Annotated in this window: 19 protein-coding genes; 11 read left to right on the top strand and 8 right to left on the bottom strand. The window is 70.0% G+C overall.

Annotation, left to right across the window (positions count from 1 at the left end):
- Nucleotides 1–81: 81 nt before the first annotated feature.
- From ACFFQA_RS06645 to ACFFQA_RS06630, 4 genes are all read right to left on the bottom strand, one after another.
- The gene (locus tag ACFFQA_RS06645) at nucleotides 82–1,146 is read right to left on the bottom strand and encodes a family 2 encapsulin nanocompartment cargo protein polyprenyl transferase (RefSeq protein WP_377850750.1); all 1,065 of its coding nucleotides are present in this window, start codon (nucleotides 1,144–1,146) and stop codon (nucleotides 82–84) included.
- 20 nt (nucleotides 1,147–1,166) lie between these two features.
- A complete protein-coding gene (locus tag ACFFQA_RS06640) occupies nucleotides 1,167–2,564 on the bottom strand; it encodes a family 2B encapsulin nanocompartment shell protein (protein ID WP_377850749.1) in 1,398 nt (465 codons plus the stop codon).
- 416 nt (nucleotides 2,565–2,980) lie between these two features.
- Complete coding sequence (locus tag ACFFQA_RS06635) at nucleotides 2,981–4,396, bottom strand: family 2B encapsulin nanocompartment shell protein (protein ID WP_377850748.1); 1,416 nt, start codon at nucleotides 4,394–4,396, stop codon at nucleotides 2,981–2,983.
- A gap of 445 nt (nucleotides 4,397–4,841) precedes the next feature.
- Nucleotides 4,842–5,453, bottom strand: a complete 612-nt coding sequence (locus ACFFQA_RS06630) for a TetR/AcrR family transcriptional regulator (protein WP_377850747.1) — start codon at nucleotides 5,451–5,453, stop codon at nucleotides 4,842–4,844.
- A gap of 142 nt (nucleotides 5,454–5,595) precedes the next feature.
- Between ACFFQA_RS06630 and ACFFQA_RS06625 the strand changes: the two genes are divergently transcribed.
- Nucleotides 5,596–6,816 (top strand): cytochrome P450, encoded by a 1,221-nt coding sequence (locus ACFFQA_RS06625; protein ID WP_377850746.1) that lies wholly within the window; start codon nucleotides 5,596–5,598, stop codon nucleotides 6,814–6,816.
- A gap of 83 nt (nucleotides 6,817–6,899) precedes the next feature.
- Here the strand turns inward: ACFFQA_RS06625 and ACFFQA_RS06620 are convergent, their stop codons facing one another.
- The gene (locus ACFFQA_RS06620; protein ID WP_377850745.1) at nucleotides 6,900–7,787 is read right to left on the bottom strand and encodes a LysR family transcriptional regulator; all 888 of its coding nucleotides are present in this window, start codon (nucleotides 7,785–7,787) and stop codon (nucleotides 6,900–6,902) included.
- Between the two features lie 70 nt (nucleotides 7,788–7,857).
- Between ACFFQA_RS06620 and ACFFQA_RS06615 the strand changes: the two genes are divergently transcribed.
- The gene (locus ACFFQA_RS06615) at nucleotides 7,858–8,868 is read left to right on the top strand and encodes a maleylacetate reductase (RefSeq protein ID WP_377850744.1); all 1,011 of its coding nucleotides are present in this window, start codon (nucleotides 7,858–7,860) and stop codon (nucleotides 8,866–8,868) included.
- A 34-nt stretch (nucleotides 8,869–8,902) separates the two neighbouring features.
- On the opposite strand, the gene ACFFQA_RS06610 is transcribed toward ACFFQA_RS06615, so the two are convergent.
- Nucleotides 8,903–9,661: an endonuclease/exonuclease/phosphatase family protein gene (locus tag ACFFQA_RS06610; RefSeq protein WP_377850743.1), complete on the bottom strand. Its 759-nt coding sequence runs from the start codon at nucleotides 9,659–9,661 to the stop codon at nucleotides 8,903–8,905.
- Between the two features lie 91 nt (nucleotides 9,662–9,752).
- Between ACFFQA_RS06610 and ACFFQA_RS06605 the strand changes: the two genes are divergently transcribed.
- The 3 genes from ACFFQA_RS06605 to ACFFQA_RS06595 are packed head-to-tail and all read left to right on the top strand — an operon-like array spanning nucleotide 9,753 to nucleotide 11,437.
- Complete coding sequence (locus tag ACFFQA_RS06605) at nucleotides 9,753–10,214, top strand: GNAT family N-acetyltransferase (protein ID WP_377850742.1); 462 nt, start codon at nucleotides 9,753–9,755, stop codon at nucleotides 10,212–10,214.
- Between the two features lie 36 nt (nucleotides 10,215–10,250).
- On the top strand, nucleotides 10,251–10,988 hold the full coding sequence (locus ACFFQA_RS06600; protein ID WP_377850741.1) for an SDR family NAD(P)-dependent oxidoreductase: 738 nt from the start codon (nucleotides 10,251–10,253) through the stop codon (nucleotides 10,986–10,988).
- 23 nt (nucleotides 10,989–11,011) lie between these two features.
- A complete protein-coding gene (locus ACFFQA_RS06595) occupies nucleotides 11,012–11,437 on the top strand; it encodes a MerR family transcriptional regulator (protein WP_377850740.1) in 426 nt (141 codons plus the stop codon).
- Here the strand turns inward: ACFFQA_RS06595 and ACFFQA_RS06590 are convergent.
- Nucleotides 11,352–12,704 (bottom strand): carotenoid oxygenase family protein, encoded by a 1,353-nt coding sequence (locus ACFFQA_RS06590; protein ID WP_377850739.1) that lies wholly within the window; start codon nucleotides 12,702–12,704, stop codon nucleotides 11,352–11,354. The genes ACFFQA_RS06595 and ACFFQA_RS06590 overlap by 86 nt on opposite strands.
- Nucleotides 12,705–13,157: 453 nt before the next feature.
- Between ACFFQA_RS06590 and ACFFQA_RS06585 the strand changes: the two genes are divergently transcribed.
- Nucleotides 13,158–14,282 carry an HNH endonuclease signature motif containing protein gene (locus tag ACFFQA_RS06585; protein ID WP_377850738.1) on the top strand — a complete coding sequence of 375 codons (1,125 nt, stop codon included), beginning with the start codon at nucleotides 13,158–13,160 and terminating at the stop codon, nucleotides 14,280–14,282.
- 247 nt (nucleotides 14,283–14,529) lie between these two features.
- Here the strand turns inward: ACFFQA_RS06585 and ACFFQA_RS06580 are convergent, their stop codons facing one another.
- The gene (locus ACFFQA_RS06580) at nucleotides 14,530–15,663 is read right to left on the bottom strand and encodes an FAD-dependent oxidoreductase (RefSeq protein WP_377850737.1); all 1,134 of its coding nucleotides are present in this window, start codon (nucleotides 15,661–15,663) and stop codon (nucleotides 14,530–14,532) included.
- Between the two features lie 468 nt (nucleotides 15,664–16,131).
- Between ACFFQA_RS06580 and ACFFQA_RS06575 the strand changes: the two genes are divergently transcribed.
- From ACFFQA_RS06575 to ACFFQA_RS06555, 5 genes are all read left to right on the top strand, one after another.
- The gene (locus ACFFQA_RS06575; protein WP_377850736.1) at nucleotides 16,132–16,893 is read left to right on the top strand and encodes a DeoR/GlpR family DNA-binding transcription regulator; all 762 of its coding nucleotides are present in this window, start codon (nucleotides 16,132–16,134) and stop codon (nucleotides 16,891–16,893) included.
- A gap of 82 nt (nucleotides 16,894–16,975) precedes the next feature.
- Nucleotides 16,976–18,337, top strand: coding sequence for an ABC transporter substrate-binding protein (locus ACFFQA_RS06570; RefSeq protein ID WP_377850735.1), 1,362 nt, complete (start codon nucleotides 16,976–16,978; stop codon nucleotides 18,335–18,337).
- Between the two features lie 19 nt (nucleotides 18,338–18,356).
- Nucleotides 18,357–19,301: a carbohydrate ABC transporter permease gene (locus tag ACFFQA_RS06565; protein WP_377850734.1), complete on the top strand. Its 945-nt coding sequence runs from the start codon at nucleotides 18,357–18,359 to the stop codon at nucleotides 19,299–19,301.
- Nucleotides 19,301–20,173 carry a carbohydrate ABC transporter permease gene (locus ACFFQA_RS06560; protein ID WP_377850733.1) on the top strand — a complete coding sequence of 291 codons (873 nt, stop codon included), beginning with the start codon at nucleotides 19,301–19,303 and terminating at the stop codon, nucleotides 20,171–20,173. Before ACFFQA_RS06565 ends, ACFFQA_RS06560 begins: the two co-directional genes overlap by 1 nt.
- The gene (locus tag ACFFQA_RS06555; protein WP_377850732.1) at nucleotides 20,170–21,165 is read left to right on the top strand and encodes a zinc-dependent alcohol dehydrogenase family protein; all 996 of its coding nucleotides are present in this window, start codon (nucleotides 20,170–20,172) and stop codon (nucleotides 21,163–21,165) included. Before ACFFQA_RS06560 ends, ACFFQA_RS06555 begins: the two co-directional genes overlap by 4 nt.
- The last annotated feature ends 29 nt before the right edge of the window (nucleotides 21,166–21,194 follow it).

The following is a 21,194-nucleotide window of genomic DNA, read 5'->3' as shown; positions in this document are numbered from 1 at the left end:
TCTTGGCCGGTGCACGGAAACGGGGCAGTTCCCCGCCGGGAGACGGCGGGGAACTGCCCGGTGAACGCTGCGCGTCAGTGCTCAGTGGTCGCGGGTGACCACCAGTGTGCCCAACGATCGCAGTTCCGCGGCGGGACGCGCCGCGGGTGTTGTCGCGGCGAGCTCGGCGAACGCGCGGTTGGTCAGCTGCTCCGCCTGGTCGCGGGTCCACTGCCTGCCACCCGCCAGCTCGACCAGCTCGGCCGCGCGGGCTCGTTCGGCCTCGGAGAGCGGCTCCTCCCTGAGGTAGAGCGCGGCCAGCTCCTCCGCCGCCGGGGTACCCGAGTTCAGTGCTGCCACCACCGGCAACGACTTCTTCCCGTTGGTCAGGTCGGAGTGCGCGGGCTTGCCGGTCCTGGCCGGATCTCCCCAGATGCCGAGGAGGTCGTCGGCCAGCTGGAAGGCCAGCCCCAGGTGGTCGCCGAACCCGCGCAGCAGCGCGACCTGCCGCGGGCTCCCGTCGCCGAACATCGCGCCCAACGCGCAGGAACTGCCCAGCAGCGCGCCGGTCTTGCGCTCGGCCATGCCGATGCACTCCGGCAGCTCCACGTCGTGACGGTTCTCGAACGCCAGGTCCTTGTTCTGCCCGTCAACGAGGTTGATCACCGCCGTGCTCAGCACGCCGAGCGCCTGCTGCGTCGCCGGGTGCCCGCTGCCCGCGAGCACGCCGAACGCCGCGCTCAGCATCGCGTCGCCTGCCAGGATCGCCGCGCTGGAGCCGAACACCCGGCCCGCGGTCGGCCGGTGCCTCCTGGTCAGGTCGCCGTCCATCACGTCGTCGTGCAGCAACGAGAAGTTGTGCACCAGCTCCACCGCGGCGGCGGCCGGGACCGCGTCCCGGACGCAGTCGAGCTCGTCGCCGTAGGCGTCCTGGGTGACCGCCGCCGCGCAGAGCAGCACCAGAGCCGGGCGCAGCGCCTTGCCGCCGTCCGCGCTCGTCGGTCTGCCGTGCTCGTCCCACCACCCGAAGTGGTACCCGGCGATCAGTCCCATCGACGAAGGCATCGCCTCGACCACCGCCCGCAGAGCGGGGTCCACCACGTTGCGGCTCCAGGCGAGCACGTCTCGTGCGGGCCTGCCCGTTGTCATCCTCTCGACCGTGGCCATGTCGTTCCCCGCCCTCGCCCTCAGCGGCCGATCTCGACGTTCTCCAGCACCCCGAGCGCGTCCGGCACCAGCACCGCCGCCGAGTAGTACGCGCTGACCAGGTAGGAGATGACGGCCTTCTCGTTGACGCCCATGAACCGCACGGACAGGCCGGGCTCGTACTCGTCCGGCAGGCCGGTCTGGCGCAGGCCGACCACGCCCTGGTCGTCCTCCCCGGTGCGCAGCACCAGGATCGAGGACGTGTGCGTGTCGGTGATCGGGATCTTGTCGCACGGCAGCAGCGGCACCCCGCGCCAGGCCATCACCTGCTTGCCCTCGACCACGACGCCCTCCGGGTAGAGGCCGCGCTTGGTGCACTCCCTGCCGAAGGCCGCGATCGTCTTGGGGTGGGCCAGGAAGAACCGGGACCTGCGCCTGCGGGCCAGCAGCTCGTCGAGGTCGTCCGGGGTCGGTGGGCCGCTGTGGGTGGAGATCCGCTGCTTCAGGTCGGCGTTGTGCAGCAGACCGAAGTCGCGGTTGTTGACCAGCTCGTGCTCCTGGAGCTCCTTGAGCGCCTCCACGGTGAGCCGCAGCTGCTGTTCGGTCTGGTTCATCGGCTCGTTGTAGAGATCGGCCACCCGCGAGTGCACCCGCAGCACCGTCTGCGCGACGCTGAGCTCGTACTCGCGCGGATTCAGCTCGTAGTCGACGAACGTGCCAGGCAGCTCGTACTCGCCGAGCTGACCGGCCACGAGGTCGATCGCGGCCTCACCCTGCTTGTTCTGCGCGTGTTTCGGGGCGTTGACGTAGCGGTCCACCTGCTGGCGCAACGACTCCGACTGCGACACCAGGTTCTCGAACTCGCGCGCGGGCAGGGTCAGCACGGTGCACGCGGTGGCGGCGGTGACGGTGTACGGCCACGGGGACTGGTCGCCGACGAGGACCTGGTCACCGAAATGGTCGCCGTCGGCGAGGGTGCCCAGCACGGTCTGGTCGCCGTACTTGCCCGCCGCGACCTTGTTCACCTTTCCGTGCGCCACGAGGAAGATCTCCTCAGCGGCCGCACCGGCGCGCACCAGGGTGTCGCCCGCTGCGAACTCCCGCTGCCGGAACCGGTCGGCGAGGGTGGCGAGCACCTGCTCGTCCTCGTAACCGCGCAGCGGCGGCAGCTCGCACAGCTCCGGCGGGACCACGCGCACCTGGGCACCGGTGTTGGTGAAGGACAGGCGCCCGTCGCCGACCGCGTAGGTGAGCCTGCGGTTGACCCGGTACGCGCCGCCACGGGCTTCCACCCAGGGCAGCATCCGCAGCAGCCATCGCGGCGAGATGCCCTGCATCTGCGGGACCGACTTGGTCGTCGTCGCCAGGTTCCGCGCTGCCGCGGTCCCGAGGCTGAGCTGCCGAGCCGCCGCTGTGCCGCCGATGTCCGTCTGTGTCACTGAGAAACACCACCGTTTTCTGTCCGCGCCGAAGAGATCGTGGAAGGTGTTGGGAGAGCAGGGAAAGTCAGGTTGTCCGAGTGGTGCGGGTGCCCCGTGGAGCCTGCGTCGCCCCCGCGCACGATCTCCTCCTCGGGGAAGAGGAGGCCGTCGCGGGTCTTCGGGCACCGCGTCGCCCCGGTGGCGCGGCTGAAGCCGGTCGGGAGCAGGGTCGCCGTCTCCCGCCACGCCACCGGTTCGCGAAGGTGCGGCCGTTCGCGAGGATGTCGTCCAGTTCCCACAGAGCGCGGCCGACGAACTCCCCGGCGCCCTCAGGAGGCAGCCGCGGGAAGTCCTCGGACAGTCCGGGCGCGGTTCGCGCCCTCAGGTCGGCAGGTCCGCGCTCGACCGGAGTCGTGTCCTCCCCAGGCGAGCGCCTAGTGGACTCGGCCGACCTCGACGTTCTCCAGGACGCCGAGCGCGTCCGGCACGAGAACGGCGGCCGAGTAGTAGGTGCTCACCAGGTAGGAGATGATCGCCTTCTCGTCGATGCCCATGAACCGCACGGACAGGCCGGGCTCGTACTCGTCGGGGATCTGGGTCTGGTGCAGGCCGATGACGCCCTGGTTCTCCTCGCCCGTGCGCAGCAGCATGATCGAGGAGGTGCGGCTCTCGGTCACCGGGATCTTGTTGCAGGGCAGGATCGGGACACCGCGCCAGGACGGCACCTTGTGGCCGTTGAGGTCCACGCTCTGCGGGTAGAGGCCGCGCTCGTTGCACTCCCGGCCGAAGGCCGCGATCGCCTTGGGGTGGGCGAGGAAGACCGTCGGGTCCTTCCACACCGACGACAGCAGCTCGTCCATGTCGTCCGGGGTGGGCGGACCGCCGCGGGTCTGCAACCGCTGCTTGAGGTCGGCGTTGTGCAACAGACCGAAGTCGCGGTTGTTGACCAGCTCGTGCTCCTGCCGCTCGCGCAGGGCCTCGATGGTCAGCCGCAACTGCTGCTCGGTCTGGTTCATCGGCTCGTTGTAGAGATCGGCCACCCGCGAGTGCACCCGCAGCACCGTCTGCGCGACGCTGAGCTCGTACTCGCGCGGCTTCAGCTCGTAGTCGACGAACGTGGTCGGCAGGTCGTACTCACCGGTCTGGCCAGCCGCGACGTCGATCGCGGCCTCGCCGTGGTCGTTGCGCGAGTGGCTGAGCCCGTCGCGGAACGCGGCCACGTGCGCCCGCAACGCCTCCGACTGCTCGACCAGCTCCTCGAAGGCGCGCTGCGGCAGCATCAGCACCGTGCAGGCCGTCGTGGCCTTGACGGTGAACTCCCAGATGTCGCCGTCCTGGGCCAGGGTCTCGTCACCGAAGTGGTCGCCGTCGGCCAGGGTGTCCAGCACGGTCTCGTCGCCGTAGGCGCCGGTGCCGATCTTGGTGACCTTGCCGTGCGCGATCAGGAACGCCTGGTCGGAGCGGTTGCCGAACTCCACGATCACGTCGCCGGGCTGGTACTCCTGCTGCACGAACCGGTCGGCGAGCGCGTTGAGCACCTCCTCGTCGTCGAAACCGCGCAGCAGCGGCAGCTCGCACAGCTCCGGTGGGATGACCCGGATGGCGGCCCCGGTGTTGGTGAAGGTGACCCGGCCGTCGCCGACCTCGTAGCTGAGCCTGCGGTTGACCCGGTAGGCGCCACCGGCGGCGCGGACCCAGGGCAGCACCTTGAGCAGCCAGCGCGAGGAGATGCCCTGCATCTGCGGGACGGACTTGGTCGTCGTCGCGAGGTTCCGCGCGGCGGCCGTCCCGAGGCTGAGCTGCGGGCTCGCCCCGGCGACGTCCCGGTCCGCCTGCACCGACTCGGTCACAACCGACACCACCAATCTGATAACGGAGACACAACAAATAAACCGGACAATCAAGAATGCCGAAGAATAAAAGGCCCAGAGCGCGCGGCAGCGCCTTTGCAATACCGCGTCACAAGAACTTCTTAAATGTGCAAGTTGCTGACTGAACCGAAGTTAGCATCGGGCTTTCAAAGCCGTACAGTCACCCGTGCCGGTGATGCGAGAGCGCACGTCACAATACGGTTCCCTCGCACACAACCACTCGTTCGAATGGCCGCGCGCGCCCAGCGACAGGCCGCGCGGGGCCGAAGTTCACGCAGAGCGACCACGGCGCTAGGGCATGCGGGTGCAGCCGCGGTGATCGCCGGAATCCGCCTTGCGGGTACCCGCTGGGCCGACCGGGGGACGCCCTGTCACCACCGGCCGGCGGGCATCCGGCCGGGCCCTGACCACTGTGGACAGTGGATCAGGTGGCCGACCTGGCCCGGGGCGTCGGCACCGGGACCGCCCCCTCGCGCAACAGGTCGAGCGCACGGTGGGTGAGGCGGCGCATGTTCGCCCGGCCCCCGCTGCTGACCCAGTTGTGGATGGACACCTCGATCACGGTCATCGTGTTGGCGGATGCCAGGGCCGCGGCGAGCTCGGCGGACCGGCCTCCCATTCTGCGGGAGATCTCGGTCGCCAGTTCACGGCGCCAGTGCGAGGTCTTGTCGGAAAGCTGCGCCCGCGCGGACGGAGTTCTCCAGGCGAGTTCGTAGACCGCGATAATGCGGTCACCGGATTCCGCGACGGTGCGCAGCACGTAGTCGACGAGCTTGTACAACGCCTCCGGCAGCGGCACGTCCTCCGGCTGCGCGCGCAGCACGTCCAACGCGGCGTCGAGCTTCTGCTCCACGAAGGTCAGCAGCAGCGACTCCTTCGTCGCGTAGTACCGGTAGAGCGTGCGCGGGCCGACCTCGGCGGCCGCGGCGATCTGCTCCATCGTGGTCGTGGCGAACCCCTGCGCGGTGAACAGCTCGAAGGCCTTGTCCGCGATGAGCTGCCGCGTGCGCTCCATCTTGGTCTCGCGAAGCCCCATCGGACGTCTCCTTGGCTCAACCCCCTGGTGCGCAAGGCTATCAGCGCAGGTGGGCGACGCTCGTTGCGGACGGCGCCGACACCGTGGCAGTCTTGGTCGCATGGCAGTCACTGCCATTTCGTCTCCCAGGAGGGAACCGGTGATGACCGACAACGGCGGCGTGGCCACCAGGGGCGCCTTCCCCGTCGACCGCGATCCGGCCTGCCCGCTCGACCCCGCTCCCGAGTACCGGGAGCTGCGGGAACAGGCCCCGATCGCGCCGCTGTCCTGCCCGATCGGCCTGGACGCGTGGGTGCTCACCCGGCACGAGGACATCCGCACCGCGCTGGTGGACCCCCGGCTCAGCTCGCGCGGGGCGCCGTCCAACCACGTCGTGCCGAACGCCGACCCCGACGAGCCGGTGGCGCCGGGCGTGCTGCTGCGGATGGACGGCCCGGCGCACAGCAGGCTGCGCCGGCTGCTGACCCCGGAGTTCACCGTCAAGCGGATCCAGGCGCTGCGGCCGAAGATCCAGCGGCTGGTGGACGAGCACATCGACGCGATGCTGGCCAGCACGGAGCCGGTCGACCTCTACCGCGACTTCGCGCTGCCCATCCCGTCCCTGGTGATCTGCGAGCTGCTCGGCGTGCCCTACGCCGACCGCGACTCCTTCCAGCACCAGACCACCCTGCTGGTCGGGGTGGGCGGTGACCCGGGGGCCACCGCCGTGGCGGCGATGCAGGTCCAGCAGTTCATGGCGCAGCTCGTGCTGGCCAAGATGGAGCACCCCGAGGACGACCTGCTGAGCAGGCTGATCCGGCGCGCCCAGGAGACCGGCGAGCCGCTCACCGTCGAGGAGCTGGTCTCCCTCGGCGTGACCCTGCTGATCGCCGGGCACGAGACCACCGCGAACATGATCGCGCTGAGCACGCTCGCCCTGCTGCGCAGCCCCGACCAGCTCGCGGCGCTGCGGGCCGACCCCGAGCTGGCGCCCGGCGCGGTGGAGGAGCTGCTGCGCTACCTCTCCATCGTCCACTTCGGACTCTTCCGCTACGCCACCGAGGACGTCGAGATCGGCGAGGAGACGATCCGCGCGGGCCAGTGGCTGGTGGCGGCGCTGTCGGCGGGCAACCGCGAGGAGTCGGTCTTCCCGGACCCGGACACCCTCGACCTGACCCGCAACGCCAAGGCGCACCTGGCCTTCGGTTACGGGGTGCACCAGTGCCTCGGTCAGCAGCTCGCGCGGGTGGAGCTCCAAGAGGTCTTCTCCAGGCTCTACACCCGCATCCCGACGCTGCGGCTGGCGGTGCCCTTCGAAGACATCCGCTTCAAGCACGACGCCCTCGTCTACGGCGTCCGCGCCCTCCCCGTCACCTGGGACTAACCCCCAACCCCAAACCCGCCATTCGCGGGCTTATGGACCCTTTTCAGCCTTCGAAGAGGTCCATAAGCCCGCGAATGGCCGTACTAGCGGGGGGTGGGGAGGAGGTGGAGGAAGGCTTCGAGGACCGGGGAGAGGTGATCGGGGCGCCAGGCCGCGGCCATGCGGGCGGGGGTCGTGGTCCCGGTCAGCGGGAGGAAGCGGACATCGGCCGGGTGCAGGCGCTGGGTGGAGGCGGGCACGACCGCGACGCCGATGCCGCCCGCGACCAGGCCGACGATCGTCTGCATCAGCCACACCTCGCGCTGCACCACGTTCGGGGTGAAGCCGTTGGCGGCACAGGACTCCGTGATGATCGCGTGCAGGCCGGGCATGCGGTGGCGGGTCGGCAGCACGAACTGCTCCTCCACCAGCTCCGCCACGTCCACCGCGGACCTCCCGGCGAGGCGGTGGGCCGCCGGGACCGCGAGCACCAGGGGGTCCTCGGCGACGCAGTGCGTGCGCAGCGCCGGGTCGGCGAAGCTCAGCGGCAGGTAGCACAGGCCGATGTCGATGCGCTGCTCGTGCAGGGCGCGCACCACCTCGTCGGGGCGCATCTCGTTGAGGTACAAGGTGATCTCGGGGTGCGTTGCCTTGAACTCGCGCAGCAGCGGCGGCAGCACCTCCAGCGCGGCCGAGGGCACGAACCCCAGGGACAGCCGCCCCACCGTGCCGGTCCCGACCGAGCGGACGAGCTGGCCCGCCTGGTCGACCGCGCCGAGGATGCGCCGGGCCTCCTCGTGCAGCAGCCTGCCCGCCTCGGTGAGCCGGACGCCGCGGGAGGACCGGTCCAGCAGCCGGACGCCGAGCTCGGTCTCCAGCTTGCGCAGCTGCACGCTCAGCGGTGGTTGCGCCATCCGCAGCCGCTCCGCCGCCCTGGTCAGGTTCAGCTCCTCGGCGACGACGACGAAGTAGCGCAGGTGCCGCAGTTCCATACTCGCAGCGTATGACAGCGGCGCTGAACCAGTGGTGGACAGCGGGGTCGCCAGGAAGCAGTCTGGGATCATGCGCGCGTTCCGTTACGAGTCCCTGCCAGGTCGTGTCGTCTTCGGAGTGGGAGCCAGCAGAACCGCGCTAGCCGAGGAGGTCACCGCGCGCCGCGTGCTGGTACTGGCCACCAAACGCGGGCTCCCCCTCGCCCGCGAGCTCACCGCGCCGCTGGGCAACCGCGTCGTCGGCGAGTTCACCGACGTCCGCGAGCACGTTCCGGTGGAGATCGCCGAGCAGGCCAGGACGCACGCCAAGGAGCTGGACGCGGACTGCCTGCTCAGCATCGGCGGCGGCTCCACCGTGGGCACCGCGAAGGCGGTCGCGCTGGAGCTGCGGCTGCCGATCGTCGCCGTGCCGACCACCTACGCGGGCTCCGAGATGACTCCGGTGTGGGGCATGACCGAGAACTCCAGCAAGCGCACCGGTCGCAGCACCGACGTGCTCCCCGAACTGGTGGTCTACGACCCGGCGCTGACCACGGACCTGCCGCCCGACATCACCGCCACGAGTGCGATGAACGCGATGGCGCACAGTGTCGAAGGCGTCTACGCGGCGGGTGCGAACCCGGTCAGCTCGCTGATGGCGGTGGACAGTGTTCGTGCTCTGGCAACGGGTTTGCCGACAGCGGTCGCGGACGGCTCGGACCTCACCGCGCGCACGGAACTGCTCTACGGCGCCTATCTGGCGGGTGCGGTGTTCGCCGTCGCGGGATCAGGGCCGCACCACAAGATCTGCCACGTGCTGGGTGGCGCCTACGGCCTGCCGCACGCCGCGACGCACAGCGTGATGCTGCCGCACGTCGCCGAGCTCATGGAGGGCCCTGCCCTGATCCCGGTCGCCGACGCGCTGGGGGCGACGACGGCGGCACAGGGACTCCGCGAGCTGGCGACGCACGTCGGCGCGCCGACCTCGCTGGTGGGAATCGGCTTCGACAAACGGAAACTGGGCGAGGCGGCGGCTCTGGTGGCGGAGCGGGTTTCAGTGTCCGAAGTGGACATTCGTTCGCTGCTCGCCGCCGCGCTCTAGTTCCCACGATCGAGCAGCGGCTCCGCCGTGCCGCTCAGGGGACGGAGAGCTCGACCACGAGGGCCGGGTGGTCCGTGGTGCCCTCCATGCTCAGCGTGCTGCTCTTGACGAAGGTGAACTTCGTGGAGGCGAACACGTGTTGGAGGGCGCCGTCGCCCTTGCGGTAGAAGCCGGTGCGGTTGCAGCTCTGCGCGTCCGGATCGCCCTTGTACCGGAGGTTCATGTCCCCGGAGAAGAGCGTCGGCGTCGTCTTCGCGTAGCCCTCCGCGCGGGTCATCAGCTCCTTGCACTGCGCGAGGGCGACCGCCCCGTCCCAGGCCGACAGGTGCGTGGTGCAGGCACCGATCTTCCCCGCCGGGAGGCAGCCCCAGGTGCGCTTCTCCTTGCGGCTGTCCTGGTTCTTGTAGACGCCGCTCACCCCCGCCGACGACCCGGCGAGCGCCGTGGCGACCAGGATCGCGTTGCCGTAGTCCTGGCCGTTCTTGCACTTGGCGGGCTTGCCGTCGTTGCGGGCCGGAACGAAGAGGGACTTCGCGGAGCCCATCGCCGCGCGCAGCGGGGCCACGTCGCCGGAGCAGATCTCGTTCAGCGCGAGCACCTGGGGCTTGACGGAGGCGACAACCGCTTTCGCCTTGGTCATCACCCGGTCGCCGGTGAAGCAGCCGGCGGCGCCACTGTGGCAGAGGTTGAGCTGAAGCACCTTGACCGGTGTCGCGGCCGAGGCAGTCGGAGCCAGGGACACCCCCGCCGCCACCATCACCGCGAGGACACTGAGAACCTGCTGAGCTCGCATGGAACCTCCAGAGGTGAAGTACTGTCAGGAATGCTCCCCTAGCTGGTTATTTGTTGGCAAATTCGGACACTTGATCTGGTAGAAACCCCCAGTGAGCTGGACACTGCGCGCCCTCGACCTCACCGACGACGGCACGGCCGAGACCGTGCACCGGATCGGGCTGCGTGCCTATCGGGTCGAGGCGGAGCTCATCGGCTTCGACGGGATTCCCGCACTGCACGAGACGGTGGCGCAGATGCGCGCCGAACCGCTGCGCTGGCTCGGCGCAGTCAGCGAAGACGGGGAGCCGGTGGCGTTCCTCGCGTGGCGGCGCACCACGGAGGGCGAGATCGACATCGACCGGCTGTGCGTCGATCCCGGCTGGTTCCGCAAGGGGATCGCCGGCGCGCTGGTGGACGAGGTGCTGCGGGAGAGCGGGCCGGCGATCGTCTCCACCGGAGCGGCCAACACGCCGGCGGTCACGCTGTACGAGCGGAAGGGCTTCGTGCGCACCGGCACGCTCAGCCCCGCCCCGGGACTGGAGCTCGCCACGTTCCGGCTCGACCGGGCTTGACCTTGCCGTTGGCGGCAGGGTTGGACGATCCCGGACATGAGCAGAACAGTCCTGGTCACCGGGGCCGGAACCGGAATCGGCCGCGCCACCGCGCTGACCTTCGCCGAGCAGGGCGCGCGGGTCGTCATCGTCGGCAGGCGGGCCGAACCGCTCGCCGAGGTCTCCGGGCACGGCCCGGACATCCACCCCATCGCCGCCGACATCACAGAGCCGGACGCGCCGCGCCGGATCGTCGAGGAGACCGTCGAGCGGTTCGGCGGGCTGGACGTGCTGGTCAACAACGCCGGGATCGTCCGGAGTGGACGGATGGGCGAGATCACGCCGGAAGCGGTCTCCGCCCAGCTGGCGACGAACTTCGTCGCGCCGGTGCTGCTGACCCAGGCCGCCGTGCCGCACCTGCGGCGGGACAACGGCGTCGTGGTGAACGTGTCCACGGCCGTGGGGCAGCGCGGGTGGCCGAGCAACTCCGTCTACGCGGGCACGAAGGCCGCTGTGGACACGTTCACCAGGAGCTGGGCGGTGGAGCTGGCACCGCTGGGCATCCGGGTCGTTGCCGTGGCGCCAGGGGCCATCGACACGCCCATCGGCGAGCACCAGGGGCTCTCGGCCGAGCAGCTCGCCGCCACGCGGGCGTGGCAGATGGAGCACACCCCGCTCAAGCGGGTCGGCGACGCCGAGGAAGTAGCGTGGGCGATCGCCGGGCTCGCCTCGCCGAACGCGGGGTTCGTCACCGGTGTCGTGCTGCCCGTTGACGGTGGCGCGGTGGTGTCCTGACAGCACTGACGGCGGAGGTGCGCGTGCGGATCGGCGAGCTGGCCGAGGCGAGCGGTGCCACGCCGCGCGCGCTCCGGCACTACGAGCAGGCGGGGTTGATCACTTCGCGGCGGATGGCGAACGGCTACCGGGACTACCCCGAGTCCACAGTGGTCAGAGTCGCCAACATCCGGAACCTGCTCGACGTCGGGCTCACCCTGGAGGACGCGCGGTTCTTCCTGCCCTGCCTGGACGGCGACCTGCTCGGTGCGCCGCCGTCCGCGGCGGGGATCGAGGTGGCGCGGCGGCGGCTGGCCGTGCTGGAGCAGCGGATCGCCGCGCAGACCGCGCTGCGGGACCGGCTGGCCGCCGCCCTGGACCGGCTCAGCCCAGCGTCGGGAACCAGTCGCCGTGGAAACCAGCTGGCACCCGGACCGGAAGGTGCACAACGGCGACGGGCTCCGCGCTGAGCGTGCCCGCGTCGAGCACCACCAGGTCGGTGCGGTCGCGTTCGCCGTCGTGGACCAGGGTCAGCAGCCAGCCGTCGTCCTCGGCGGAGTCCAGCCCACGCGGCACGAAGACCGCCTCGCCCGCGTAACGGCCCGAGCCGAAGTCGTGCACCTGGCTGCTGCCGGAGTCGCGGTCGTACTTGACGATCCCGTGCCCGCCGAGGTTGCCGATGTCGTCGGCGTGCAAGGCGACTCCGTAGCTGTAGCGGTGCCTGCCACCGATCAGCCGCTCGTCGATCCTGGGGAACTCCCCTGCGACGTCGTCGATCTGTCCACTGTGGACACGGCCGGTGCCGAGGTCGAAGGTCCAGCGCCACAACACCGGCGCGGTCTCCAGCGGCCGCCACTTCATGGTGTCGAAGACCCGTTCGTGCCGGAACGCCTCCAGCACGACGCGATCGCCGTCCTCGTAGGCGTTGGCCGTGTGGTAGACGTAGCACGGGTCGATCTCGAACCAGCGGATGTCGGCGTTCGTGCCGCGACGCGGCATCAGCCCGATCCGCGCCCGCCGCCCGTCCTCCCAGCCGTAGGGGAAGCTCCCCCGCATCGCGATGTCCATGCTGAAGGTCACCGGCAGGTCGTAGATCACCACGTGGTTCGCCGTGAGCGCGGTGTCGTGGATCATCGGCCGGTCGTCCAGCTCGATCCGCTCCACGGAGGACACCGCGCCGTCGGCGCCGACCACGACCAGCTGCCCACCGGTCTCAGCGGAGGAGTAGGTCACGGCGAACAGCTCGCCGGTGACGGGATCGCGCTTGCTGTGCGCGGCGTAGCCCCGCGGCAGCTTGCCCTCGAAGTCGTTGTAGGACACCGTCGCCAGCTGCTCGTCGAGCACGACCGGAAGCGCCCCGGCCTCGGAGACGGCCATCAGTTTGCCGTCGTGCCGGATGACATGGGTGTTGGCGGTGTCATGAAGCGCGGTGGTCGCGCCGAGAACCTGCTCCTCGCCGAGCGCCTGAGCGGTGCGGGGCGTGCGCACCCACCGGTTGCGGTACCACTGCGCGACTCCGTCCCGCAGCCGGATGCCGTGCACCATGCCCGCGCCAGCGAACGGGTGGTAGCGCACCGCGTCCTGCGTCCCGATCGCGTTGGGCCCGATCCGGAGGTACCTGCCGTCCAGCTCCGGCGGCAGCGCACCGGTGACGGCGAGGTCGTAGGAGGTGGTCTCGACGTCGACGGGAGCGTGGTTCCCGGCCAGGTACGGGTTCTCGACGGGAGCGAGGGTCATGACAACGTCCTCCGTAACAGTGTTTTGAATGAAACATAACACCGTTTCACAACCGCTGGCAATGGGGCCGGCCGTGGCTGCGGCCGGCGACCTCGCCGCCGACCTCGACGTCCGACCAGGCCACACTCCCGGCCGGGCGGTGCCACTTCGACGACACGACCCGGCCACGACCCCCTTCCAGACGGGCGGTGCCACGAGGCCACAGCCGCGCGGACGACAGGGGGATCACCGATCCGGTCCGAACTCGACCGGACACGCCCTCCCCCGCCCCGATGGCAGGGGTGCCCGCAGCCAGCCTCAACGACCACCCCGCGCCGGAAACCGAATGGGACGCCCTCTGAGCACCCACCCGACTTTGGCAATGTTTTCCCGTTCGCCGACAGCGAAAGAATCAGCGCACCATTTCACCCCATAGAGCCATGATCACCATTTTTCGGCGGATAGAATGGGAATATGACCCCCGACGAGACCCTCGACGCAATCGAGGACGCCTACCGCGCGGTGAATCACGCGCACGCGGTCCTGGCGCGCTGTCTCGCCGATCTCGTGGTCAGCACGGATTTCGCGGAGTACCCGTATCTCGGGGATGAGGTCGGGGCGTTGCTCTCGATTTCTTCGCGCAAGGCCAGCACGCTGATCTGTCACGCCGAAACCCTCGCCTCCCGCCCGGCCGTGCTCGCCGCCTTGGAGGAGGGCCGGATCGACCAGGGCAAGGCCCTGTTGATCGTCGATCAACTGGAGCCGCTCACGGCTGTGCAGGCGGAGATCGTGGAAGCGGTGCTGATCGAGTACGCCCGCACCCATCACTACAGCCGGATCCGGCAGCACGCCCAACGCCTGATCGCCAAGCTCGACCCCGACGCAGCCGCCCGGCGGCATGAGGAGAAGAAGCGCACCCGGCGAGTGGAGAAGCTCAACCTCGACGACGCGATGTGCGCGTTGCGGTTCCAGTTCACCGCCCTCCAAGGAGCCCTGGTCTGGGACCGGATCGACCGCATCGCCCGAGGCCTGGACGATGAGCGCACCATGGACCAGCGCCGCGCTGACGTCGCCTTCGACCTGCTGATGGGCAAGGAAACGGGTGCACCCCAGGGTGAGGTCAAGGTCCTGGTCACCCTCCCCGCGACCACCTTGATGGGGATGGATCAGGAACCGGGGATGCTCGCGGGTTACGGGCCGATCCCGGCCGACGTGGCGAGGGACATCGCAGCGGGTGGCACCTGGAAGCGGATCCTCGCCGACCCCGTCACCGGGGTGGCGGTGGACGTGGGCCGCACCAACTACCGTCCCTCAGCCGCCCTCGCCGACCTGGTCCGGGCCAGGGATGTCACCTGTGTGGCGATCGGCTGTCGGCAACCGGCGCACCGGTGCGATCTGGATCATTGCGAACCCTTCGACGGCACCAACACCGTCGCGGATGACCTGGGTGCGAAATGCCGACGGCATCACGTGATGAAACACCACACCCGCTGGAAACGAACCCAGCTCCCCGGCGGTATCCATATCTGGACGACGCCGATGGGACGCACGTATGTCCGGGAACCGGAACCGATAGCGGATCCCGCTCCTCCGTTTTAAACCCGGCCCCGGCTAGCCCGCCACCACATTAGGTGAGCGGGCTAGCCGAGGTGGTGCCCAAGGAAATGCGCGCCGGAGTCCGGGAGAATTGTCCGAAGGCAACCCGACGCAATCGGGGCAGCACCACAACCCCCAACGCCACCACCACCCCACCCCGACGACGGCCATTCGCGGGCTTATGGACGCTTCCGCGCCTCCAGGAACGTCCATAAGCCCGCGAATGGCCGAGTCACCGCCTGCGGCGGGGTCAGGCGCCGGAGCGCGGGGCGTAGGGCTTGGTGGTCCGGATGCTGGTCTGCGCGGCGAAGCTGTAGGCCAGCATCTCGTTCTCGTACTCGACCTTCGCCCTGGCCAGCGGGATACGGCCGCGGGTGGCGTCGATCAGCCGGTGGCGCAGGACCGCGGCGTCGCGCAGGGCGACGTTGGCGCCTTCTCCTCGGCCCGGCGGCACCGTGTGGACCGCGTCGCCGAGCAGGGTCACGTTGCCGACGCTCCACCGCTCGACCGGGCGGGCCGCGCGCAGCGGCAGGCTGACGACCTCCGCCGGGTCGGCCTCGGCCACGATCCGGCGCAGCGCCGGGTGCCAGTCGCCGACGACGTCCCGGGCCACCCAGTGCGGCGCCGCGCCGCCGGGGTCGTGGTGCAGCGAGATCGACCAGGACAGGTAGTCCGGCACCGCGGTCAGGCCCGGCACCCTGCGGACCCGGCAGGTCGCCACCGACATCGAGACCCCGCCGGGGCCGAGCACCCTGGAGACCGTGTCGATGAGGATCTCCGGCAGCCAGGACGCCAGCTCCGGGTGCAGCACGGTCCTGCCGCGCACCAGATGGCCGACCAGGTCGAACTCGGCGTCGGGCACCGCGAGGCCGCGGACCGTCGAGTCGGTGCCGTCCGCGCCGACGAGCAGGTCACCGGTCACCGTCAGGCCATCGGCGAGCTGGACCCGGACCCGGCCGTCGCCGACCTGGTCGTAGCCGGTGACGCGGCGGCCGAACTGCACCCGCTCGCCCAGCCCGGCGAGCAGGATCTCCCGCAGGGTCAGCCGGTTGAGCACGTAGCCGGAGTCCGCCCTCGGCAGCGGCTTGGCGAAGCGCGGCTCCAGGTCGGTGTCCAGGAAGGTCATCAGCGTTGCCGGGGCGATCGAGGCGCGCTCGCAGAGATCGACCAGCGCGCTCGGCAGGCAGTCCCGCAGCGCCCGCTCGCCGTCGGCGTTGACCACCATCCGGTAGCCCTGGTCGCCGTCGCGCGCGTGGGCGTCGCGCTCGAAGACGGTGACGGCGATCCCGGCCTTGGCCAGCCCTTGGGCGAGGGTCAGGCCACCGATACCGCCCCCGGCGACGAGCACGTGCAACGGCCGGGGCTGGCTCTCCGTCGACTGCATCGCGCACACCTCTCTTGCGGGGTCGGCAAACCATAGCGAGATCGGCTTAACACTCGTGGGTGAGCACGCCGCCCGGCCGTGCGCGGCGTGCGGACCGGTTCCGACCCGCTTGCGGCGGACCGCGTTAACCCGATCGAGCAAGAGTGACGACTGAGGGTGTTCGCGGCTGCTCCGGCAGAGGCCCGAGCGGCGCTCTGACCGGGGCCGAACCGGGCAAGTCCCGCCCGGACCTCGGGTGATCGGGCATCACCTCGGGTCGAACCGGGCACGTGGTGCGCGACGGTCACCGGCGGTAGCCCGATCCTGACTGGTCGCGCTCTCACAAACCGGGCAGAATTCGGGCATCGCCGAACCGTGTGTGGCACTGGCCACACCCAGTACGCGGTGTTACACCTATGACCAGCCCGAACGGGCACAGCGACAGTCCGAACAGACACGCACCGGGTCGAACGGGCGGGAGGGTCGGAGATGCAGGCCGAGGAGCGCAAGCGGCGGATTCTGGCCAAGGCCCGCGCCGATGGCAAGGTCGACGTCATGGAGGTCGCCGCCGAGCTGGCGGTGGCCCCGGAGACGGTGCGGCGGGACCTGCGCGCGCTCGGCGAGCACGGGCTGGTCCGGCGCACCCACGGCGGAGCCTTCCCGGTGGAGAGCGCGGGCTTCGAGACGGGCCTGGAGTTCCGCTCCGCCTCGATGGTCCCGGAGAAGCGCAGGATCGCCCGCGCCGCCGCCGATCGGCTCGACGACGCCGAGACGGTCTTCATCGACGAGGGCTTCACCCCTCAGCTGATCGCCGAGGCGCTGCCGACCACGCGGCCGCTGACCGTGGTCACCGCGTCGCTGCCGACCGCGGCGGCGCTGTCGTCCTCGCCGTCGACCACGGTGCTGCTGCTCGGCGGCCGCGTCCGGGGGCGCACCCTGGCCACGGTCGACCACTGGGCGATCAGGATGCTCTCCGAGATGGTCATCGACCTGGCCTACCTCGGCGCCAACGGCATCTCCAGGGAGCACGGGCTGACCACGCCGGACCCGGTGGTCAGCGCGGTGAAGGCACAGGCGGCCCAGGTGTCCCGGCGAAGGATCTTCGTCGGCGTGCACACCAAGTTCGGGGTGGCCAGCTTCAGCCGCTTCGCCGCGGTCTCGGACTTCGAGGCGATCGTCACCGACTCCAGCCTGACCCCGGCCGAGGCGCACCGCTACGCCTCGCTCGGCCCGAAAGTGGTCAGAACCTAGACACGACAAGCAGGTCCTTCAGGAGGCCGCCGCGAGGGGTGGCCTTCATTCCGTGCTGCCTCCGGGTGAGGAAGGAAAGACAATGACGTCATCCGCTCATCGCCGCGCGAGCGGCGCCGTGGCGCTCGCCGTGGTGCTGCTGGGCGCGACGGCCTGTGCGGGCGCCGGGGGCATCGGCGATCCCGACGACCCGAACTCGATCAACGTGCTGATGGTGAACAACCCGCAGATGCTCGACATCCAGAAGCTGACCGCGGAGCACTTCACCAAGCGCACCGGCGTCAAGGTGAACTACACCGTGCTGCCGGAGAACGACGTCCGTGACAAGATCAGCCAGGACTTCACCAGCCAGGCGGGCCAGTACGACGTGGCCACCCTGAGCAACTACGAGGTCCCGATCTACGCCAAGAACAACTGGCTGGAGCCGCTGGACCCCTACATCGCCGCCGACCCCGGCTTCGACCAGCAGGACATCCTGGAGCCGATCCGGCAGTCGCTGACCGCCGCCGACGGCAAGGTCTACGCGCAACCGTTCTACGGCGAGTCCTCGTTCCTGATGTACCGCAAGGACGTCTTCGCCGCCAAGGGCATCACGATGCCGGAGCGCCCGACCTGGCAGCAGGTCGCCGAGGCCGCGGCCAAGGCCGACGGCGCCGAGCCCGGGATGAAGGGCATCTGCCTGCGCGGCCAGCCCGGCTGGGGGCAGCTGATGGCGCCGCTGACCACGGTGGTCAACACCTTCGGCGGCACGTGGTTCACCAAGGACTGGCAGGCGCGGCTGGACTCGCCGGAGTTCACCGAGGCGACCCGCTTCTACGTGGACCTGGTGCGCGAGCACGGTGAGGCGGGCGCGCCGCAGGCCGGGTTCTCCGAGTGCCTGAACAACATGACGCAGGGCAAGGTCGCGATGTGGTACGACGCCACCTCGGCGGCGGGTCTGCTGGAGGCGGCCGACTCCCCCGTCAAGGGCAAGCTGGGCTTCGCGCAGGCGCCGGTGGTGCGGACCACGAGCTCGGGCTGGCTCTACACCTGGGCGTTCTCGGTGCAGAAGGCCAGCAAGAAGCACGAGGCGGCGTGGAAGTTCCTGTCCTGGGCCTCCGGCAAGGACTACGAGAAGGTCGTCGGCGAGGCCAAGGGCTGGTCCAGCATCCCCGACGGCAAGCGCGCATCGACCTACCAGCGGCCGGAGTACCTGAAGGAGACCGGTTCCTTCGCCGAGCAGACCCGGATCGCGATCTCCTCGGCGAACCCGCGCGACCCCGGCGTGCAGCCGAGGCCCGCCAACGGGATCCAGTTCGTCGGCATCCCCGAGTTCACCAACCTCGGCACCCAGGTCTCGCAGGAGATCAGCGCGGCGATCGCCGGCCGCGGCTCGGTGGAGGAGGCGCTGAGCGCTGCGCAGAACCTCGCCGACAAGGTCGCGGCGAAGTACCGGAAGAACTAGGGCGGGAGAGGAGAGTCCGATGGTCACCCTGGAGCAGACCCCGGCAGCCGCGGTGAAGGCCCCGCCGAAGCCACCGAAGGGACTCAGCGCCGCCGCGCGCTGGGCACGACGCGCGCCGCTGCTGCCCGCGCTGATCTTCACCATCGCGGTGACGCAGCTGCCGTTCGTCGCGACCCTGGTCATCTCGTTCCTGCAGTGGAACTCCCTCGCGCCGGAGAACCGCGGGTTCGCCGGGCTGGACAACTACATCGCGGTGATCACCGACCCGAACCTGCGGTCGTCGGTGCTGACCACGGTGCTGCTGACCGCGAGCGTCGTGCTGATCAGCCTGGTGCTCGGCCTGGGCATCGCGCTGCTGCTCGACCAGAGGTTCCGCGGCCGCGGCCTGGTCAGGACGATGATGATCGCGCCGTTCCTGGTGGTGCCGGTCGCCGCGGCCCTGCTGTGGAAGCACGCGCTCTACAACCCCGAGTACGGCCTGTTCAACGGCGTGCTGAACTGGATCTTCGGTGACTCCGCTCCGCAGCCGGACTGGATCAGCACCATGCCGCTGACCGCGGTGATCGCCTCGCTGGTCTGGCAGTGGACGCCGTTCATGATGCTGATCCTGTTGGCGGGGCTGCAGAGCAGGCCGCACGACGCGGTGGAGGCCGCGTTCATCGACGGGGCGAGCGGCTTCCAGGTCTTCCGGTACCTGACGCTGCCGCACCTGCGGCAGTACCTGGAGCTGGGCGGGCTGCTCGGCTCGATCTACATCGTGCAGAACTTCGACGCGGTCTTCACCATCACCTCGGGTGGCCTGGACACCGCGAACCTCCCGTACACCATCTACCAGACCTTCTACCAGGCACACGACTACGGCCAGGCGTCCGCGGCGGGCGTCGTCGTGGTGGTCGGCTCCATCCTGATCGCCACCTTCGCCCTGCGCGCGGTGTCCTCCCTGCTCCGAGACGAGGCCAAGTGATGAGCACCCGCACCCTGCAACGGCCGTCCGCCATCCAGGGCCCGTCCGTGGTCAAGCGGGCCTGGAAGCCCTGGGGCGCACTGGCCTGGCTGTCCGGCATCCTGTTCGTGCTCCCGGTGCTGTGGATGGTGCTGACCTCCTTCCACACCGAGGCCGACGCCGCGACCAACCCGCCGTCGCTGTTCGCGGGCCTGTCGTTGCAGGGCTACGCGGAGTTCTTCGGCGCGAGCACCGGCGTGAGCCCGTGGCCGCCACTGATCAACTCCGTCAGCGCCAGCGTCGGCTCGACGGTCCTGGTGCTGCTGCTGGCGATCCCCGCCGCGTACGCGCTGTCGATCCGGCCGGTGCAGAAGTGGTCGGACGTGCTGTTCTTCTTCCTCACCACCAAGATGCTGCCGATGGTCGCCGGTCTGCTGCCGATCTACCTGATCGCCCAGTTCTCCGGGCTGCTGGACAACATCTCGTTCCTGGTGGTGCTCTACACCTCGATGAACCTGCCGATCGCGGTGTGGCTGATGCGCTCCTTCCTCGCCGAGATCCCGAGGGAGATGCTGGAGGCCGCCGCGCTCGACGGCGCGGGCCTGGTCACCACGCTGCGCAGGGTGGTGGCGCCGGTGGCCATGCCCGGCATCGCGGCGACGGCGCTGATCTGCTTCATCTTCAGCTGGAACGAGCTGTTGTTCGCCCGGGTGCTGACCGGTGTCGTCGCCGGGACGGCTCCGGTCTTCCTCACCGGCTTCGTCACGAGCCAGGGCCTGTTCCTGGCCAAGATGTGCGCCGCGGCGACCGTGGTGTCGCTGCCGGTGCTCGTCGCCGGATTCGCCGCCCAGGACAAGCTCGTCCAGGGCCTCTCGCTAGGAGCAGTCAAGTGAAAGCCGCCGTCATCAGCGCTCCCGGTCAGGTCGAGGTCACCGAGGTGCCCGACCCCACGCCGGGAGAGCGCGACGTCGTCGTGAAGGTCTCGGCCTGCGGGCTGTGCGGCACGGACCTGCACATCCTGCAGGGCGAGTTCGCCCCGACGCTGCCGGTGGTCCCCGGCCACGAGTTCGCGGGCGAGGTCGTGGAGATCGGCAGGCGGGTCACCGAGGTCGCGGTGGGTGACCGCGTCGCGGTGGACCCGTCGCTGTACTGCCACGAGTGCCGCTACTGCCGCAACGGCCGCAACAACCTGTGCGAGCGGTGGGCGGCGATCGGCGTCACCACGGCGGGCGGGGCGGCGGAGTACGCGGTCGCGCCGGTGGCCAACTGCGTGAAGCTGCCCGCGCACGTGCGCACCGAGGACGCCGCGCTGATCGAGCCGCTGTCCTGCGCTGTGCGCGGCTACGACATCCTGCGCGCGCAGCTGGCCAGCCGGGTGGTCATCTACGGCTCGGGCACCATGGGCCTGATGATGCTGGAGCTCGGCAAGCTCACCGGCGCCGCGAGCATCGAGATGATCGACGTGAACCCCGAGCGTCTGGCCACGGCGCGGAAGCTGGGCTGCACGGCCGTCGCCACCAACGCCGACGAGCTGGACCGGCCGGAGGGCTGGGACGTGGTGATCGACGCGACCGGCAACGAGAAGGCCATCCAGGACGGGCTCGGGCGCGTGGCCAAGGGCGGCACGTTCCTGCAGTTCGGGGTCTCCGACTACGCCGCGCGCGCGACCATCGAGCCCTACAAGATCTACAACCAGGAGATCACGATCACCGGTTCGATGGCGGTGCTGCACTCCTACGAGCGCGCCGCGGACCTGTTCGCCGCGGGCGTGCTCGACCCGGAGGTGTTCATCAGCCACCGGCTGCCGCTGACCGACTACGTCCCCGCGCTGGAGGCGTTCCGGCGTGGCGAGGGCCGCAAGATCCAGGTCCTGCCGGGCGCATAAGCACCCGGTCTCCGAGGAAGGGGCCCACG

Origin of the sequence: Allokutzneria oryzae (assembly GCF_042429765.1) — a bacterium.
GTDB lineage: Bacteria > Actinomycetota > Actinomycetes > Mycobacteriales > Pseudonocardiaceae > Allokutzneria > Allokutzneria oryzae.
Note: the sequence above shows the minus strand (reverse complement) of the source record. Positions and strands in the feature narration are given on the sequence as shown.

Excerpts from the sequence above, each read along its gene's own strand:
- ACFFQA_RS06645 (WP_377850750.1), bottom strand. The coding sequence starts at position 1,146 with ATGGCCACGGTCGAGAGGATGACAACGGGCAGGCCCGCACGAGACGTG.
- ACFFQA_RS06630 (WP_377850747.1), bottom strand. The coding sequence starts at position 5,453 with ATGGGGCTTCGCGAGACCAAGATGGAGCGCACGCGGCAGCTCATCGCG.
- ACFFQA_RS06625 (WP_377850746.1), top strand. The coding sequence starts at position 5,596 with ATGACCGACAACGGCGGCGTGGCCACCAGGGGCGCCTTCCCCGTCGAC.
- ACFFQA_RS06620 (WP_377850745.1), bottom strand. The coding sequence starts at position 7,787 with ATGGAACTGCGGCACCTGCGCTACTTCGTCGTCGTCGCCGAGGAGCTG.
- ACFFQA_RS06615 (WP_377850744.1), top strand. The coding sequence starts at position 7,858 with ATGCGCGCGTTCCGTTACGAGTCCCTGCCAGGTCGTGTCGTCTTCGGA.
- ACFFQA_RS06610 (WP_377850743.1), bottom strand. The coding sequence starts at position 9,661 with ATGCGAGCTCAGCAGGTTCTCAGTGTCCTCGCGGTGATGGTGGCGGCG.
- ACFFQA_RS06600 (WP_377850741.1), top strand. The coding sequence starts at position 10,251 with ATGAGCAGAACAGTCCTGGTCACCGGGGCCGGAACCGGAATCGGCCGC.
- ACFFQA_RS06590 (WP_377850739.1), bottom strand. The coding sequence starts at position 12,704 with ATGACCCTCGCTCCCGTCGAGAACCCGTACCTGGCCGGGAACCACGCT.
- ACFFQA_RS06585 (WP_377850738.1), top strand. The coding sequence starts at position 13,158 with ATGACCCCCGACGAGACCCTCGACGCAATCGAGGACGCCTACCGCGCG.
- ACFFQA_RS06580 (WP_377850737.1), bottom strand. The coding sequence starts at position 15,663 with ATGCAGTCGACGGAGAGCCAGCCCCGGCCGTTGCACGTGCTCGTCGCC.
- ACFFQA_RS06575 (WP_377850736.1), top strand. The coding sequence starts at position 16,132 with ATGCAGGCCGAGGAGCGCAAGCGGCGGATTCTGGCCAAGGCCCGCGCC.
- ACFFQA_RS06570 (WP_377850735.1), top strand. The coding sequence starts at position 16,976 with ATGACGTCATCCGCTCATCGCCGCGCGAGCGGCGCCGTGGCGCTCGCC.
- ACFFQA_RS06565 (WP_377850734.1), top strand. The coding sequence starts at position 18,357 with ATGGTCACCCTGGAGCAGACCCCGGCAGCCGCGGTGAAGGCCCCGCCG.
- ACFFQA_RS06560 (WP_377850733.1), top strand. The coding sequence starts at position 19,301 with ATGAGCACCCGCACCCTGCAACGGCCGTCCGCCATCCAGGGCCCGTCC.